The organism is Methanobrevibacter sp. (assembly GCF_045116495.1).
Taxonomy (GTDB): domain Archaea; phylum Methanobacteriota; class Methanobacteria; order Methanobacteriales; family Methanobacteriaceae; genus Methanocatella.
The window spans coordinates 1-3,115 of record NZ_JBGULU010000050.1; the positions used below are offsets into that span (position 1 = coordinate 1).

Annotated in this window: 2 protein-coding genes; both read left to right on the top strand. The window is 40.7% G+C overall.

Annotation, left to right across the window (positions count from 1 at the left end):
• Positions 1-22 precede the first annotated feature (22 nt).
• Positions 23-1,672, top strand: a complete 1,650-nt coding sequence (ilvD, locus tag ACJMLH_RS02540; protein WP_405274420.1) for a dihydroxy-acid dehydratase — start codon at positions 23-25, stop codon at positions 1,670-1,672.
• Between the two features lie 7 nt (positions 1,673-1,679).
• The gene (gene hisD, locus ACJMLH_RS02545) at positions 1,680-2,957 is read left to right on the top strand and encodes a histidinol dehydrogenase (RefSeq protein WP_405274422.1); all 1,278 of its coding nucleotides are present in this window, start codon (positions 1,680-1,682) and stop codon (positions 2,955-2,957) included.
• The last annotated feature ends 158 nt before the right edge of the window (positions 2,958-3,115 follow it).

Genomic DNA, 3,115 nt, shown 5'->3' on the forward strand with positions numbered 1-3,115 from the left:
ATTAAATTTGATGTGTGATTAAATGAAAAGTGATAGTATTAAGAAAGGAATTCAAAGAGCTCCGCACAGGTCACTTTTAAGAGCCTGCGGACTTGATGATGATGACTTTAAAAAACCGTTCATTGGAATAGCAAACAGTTTTACAGACATTGTGCCTGGTCATATCCACCTGAGAGAACTTGTAGAATTTGTTAAGGAAGGAATTATTGCCGCAGGAGGTATTCCATTCGAATTCGATACAATGGCAGTATGTGACGGAATAAGCATGAACCATGAAGGAATGAAATATTCCCTGCCTTCACGTGAAATAATTGCGGCAACAGTCGAATCAATGACAAAGGGCCATGCATTTGACGGATTAGTATTAATTCCAAGCTGTGACAAGGTAGTTCCTGGAATGATTATGGGTGCAGCTCGCGTTAATATACCTTCAATCGTTGTAACCGGGGGACCGATGGCATCAGGGGAATATAAAGGCAAACCTGCAGACCTGATTACAGTCTTTGAGGCTGTCGGTGCTTATTCTGCCGGAAAAATGTCTGAAGAAGAAGTCAATGAACTCGAAAAATGCGCATGTCCGGGTGCAGGAAGCTGTTCAGGATTATTCACAGCAAATACAATGGCATGCATAACCGAAACCTTTGGATTATCACTTCCAACATGTGCCACCACCCATGCCAGAACAGAAGAAAATAATCAGATTGCATACGAATCAGGTAAAAAAATCATAGAGCTTGTTGAAAAGGATATCAAACCGTCAGATATCATGACTCAGGAAGCATTCAACAATGCAATTGCAGTTGACATGGCACTTGGAGGTTCATCCAATACAGCCCTTCACATTCCGGCAATTGCAAGTGAAGTTGAAGGTGTTGAAGTGGATTTTGAACTGTTTGATGAAATATCCAGAAAAGTACCTCACATTGCACTCATTTCTCCAGCCGGTGAAGATTCAATGATGGATTTACATCTGGCAGGAGGTATTCAGGCAGTATTGAAAACATTAGGCGATAAGATTGATACCGATCAGTTGACAGTAACCGGAAAGACAATTGCCGAGAACTTGGAAACTGTTGAAAACAAAAATACCGATGTTATCCACACATTAGACAATCCTGTACATGAGGATGGAGGTATTGCAATTCTTAAAGGTAATCTTGCTCCAAATGGAAGTGTTGTTAAAAAAGGTGCAGTTGCCGATAACCTGATGCATCTTAAAGGACCTGCAAAGGTATATAATTCAGAAGAGGATGTTACAAAAGCAATATTTGACCATGAAATTGAAGAGGGGGACATTGTAGTAATCAGATATGAAGGTCCTAAAGGAGGTCCTGGAATGCGTGAAATGTTAAATCCAACATCTGCTCTGGCAGGAATGAACATCAAGGATGTGGGATTAATAACAGACGGAAGATTCTCAGGAGGAACAAGAGGCCCTTGTATAGGACACGTTTCACCGGAAGCCAGAGAGAACGGTCCGATTGCCGCCATTCAAAATGGTGATATAATTGAAATTGACATTAACAACAGAATAATCAATGTTGAACTTACTGATGAAGAAATAGAAAAAAGATTAAAAGAAGTAAAACACCCTGAAAGTGATGTTTCCGGATGGCTGGCGATATATCAAAAACTGGTTCACTCAGCGGATACCGGAGCTATAATGAGGTAGTGTTATAATGGAAATACTCAAATACTCTGACATTGATTTACTGGAAACAATAAAAAGGTCAGAACAGGACGTAAACAATGTCCTGGACATTGTATCTGATATTTTAGATAATGTCAAGGAGAACAAGGATCAGGCTATTATACAATATACGGAAAAGTTCGATGGGGTTACAATAGAAAATTTGAAAGTATCCGAAGCTGAAATTGAAGAGGCATATGATACTTTGGATGACGATTTGCTTATTGCTTTAAAACAGGCCGCCTCAAACATTGAAAAATTTCACAAAAAGCAAATTCCGTCAGAATGGGAAATGGAAGTAAATCCTGGTGTAGTTGCAGGTCAAATCGTAAGACCTATTAACTCTGCAGGCTGTTATATTCCCGGAGGCCGTGCGGCTTATCCCTCATCAATTCTGATGACAGTAATACCTGCAAAAATTGCAGGTGTTAAAAAGGTTGTCTGTGTTACACCTCCTCAAAAGGACGGTAAAATTCTCGATGCCATTTTGGTGGCAGCCGATATAGCAGGAGCTGATGAAATCTACAAAGTCGGAGGAGCACAGGCCATTGCAGGACTTGCATTCGGAACACAGTCAATTCCTCGAGTTGAAAAAATTGTGGGTCCTGGAAATATATTCGTTACTGCAGCAAAGAAACTTGTCTATGGTCAAGTAGATATCGAGTTTCCGGCAGGCCCGTCTGAAGTACTTATACTGGCTGATGAAAGTGCAAATCCCGAATTTTTGGCAACAGATATTTTGGCACAGGCAGAACATGACCCTAATGCATCCTGCTTTTTGGTAACAGATAGTGAAGATTTAGCTATTAAAACCGATGAATTTGTCAAACAGCTGACTGAAATCGCACCAAGACGTGAAATTATAGAGGAATCATTGGCAAAAAGTGGAAAAATTATTATCACTGACACATTTGATGAAGCCATTCATGTAACAAATGAATACGCTCCCGAACATTTAATCATATCCACAAAGGACGATGACGAAACCCTTTCACACATCAACAATGCGGGATCTATATTTTTAGGCCCATACTCACCGGTGGCGGCAGGGGATTACGGCTCCGGAACAAACCATGTTTTGCCTACAGGCGGTGGGGCAAAAATGTATTCAGGTCTTTCAACTGAAGCGTTCATCAAAAAACCGACAGTTCAAAGGCTTACAAGGGAAGGCCTTAAGGAGCTTTCAAAAACTTCCGTTCCAATAGCCGAATATGAAGGTTTTTTTGCACATGCCAACTCATTTAAAACAAGATTGAGGGATGATTAGATGGATTTTGAAAGAGTGGATATGGATGAACTCCCTGCAGAGGAATTGGAGAAATATGCCCGCCAAGGCGAATTGGTCTTCAAGCTCAATCATACCATGCCGATGACTCCCGAGTATGATGAGATATTGAAGGAGCTTTTCGGTGAAAATCTTGGTGA

What these genes read in the sequence shown, in the direction of transcription:
- ilvD (WP_405274420.1), top strand. Translation starts at nt 23, where the DNA reads ATGAAAAGTGATAGTATTAAGAAAGGAATTCAAAGAGCTCCGCACAGG.
- hisD (WP_405274422.1), top strand. Translation starts at nt 1,680, where the DNA reads ATGGAAATACTCAAATACTCTGACATTGATTTACTGGAAACAATAAAA.